The sequence below is a fragment of the Frigoribacterium sp. AC759 genome (assembly GCF_979256015.1).
The window spans coordinates 1-489 of record NZ_CEEDMT010000063.1 but is presented as its reverse complement, the minus strand read 5'-3'; the positions used below and the strand labels follow the sequence as shown (position 1 = coordinate 489).

General features: G+C 74.0%; 1 protein-coding gene. It reads right to left on the bottom strand.

Features of this window, described 5'->3' with window-relative positions; translation table 11 throughout:
- Positions 1–489, bottom strand: a 489-nt coding sequence (locus ACZ6JE_RS15100; protein ID WP_464319462.1) for an HAD family hydrolase, incomplete at both ends; no start/stop codon positions are given.

Genomic DNA, 489 nt, shown 5'->3' with positions numbered 1-489 from the left:
ACGACGCCCCGGTGCGCAGCAGCGCCGCGAGCACGAGGTCGGGCGCAGGGCGTCCGCGGCCCGCGTCGACCGGCGAGAGGGCGGCGTCGACCTGCCAGGCCAGGGCGTCGAGCAGGCGGTCACGGGTGTCGGGCGAGAACCCGGTGGTCAGCACGACCGCGATTCCGGAGGCGCGGAGCGCGTCGATCAGATCACCCGCCCCCTCGATCGGGTCGACCCCGTTCTCGTCGACGAGCTCGCCGTACGCGATCTCGAACTGCTCGTTGGCCCGCTGGGCGACCCGCTCGTCGCCCCCGGCGAGGTGCCGGAAGACCTCGATCTTCGACTGCCCCATCGTGTCGCGGACGTACTGCAGGGCCTCGTCGCGGGTGAGCGCCGGCCCGAGGTCGACCCGGTCGGCGACCCGGGCGAAGGCCTGCTCGACGACGCCGTCGTCGACGACGGTGGTGCCGGCCATGTCGAGCACGACCAGCTCGACGGGAGCGGAGG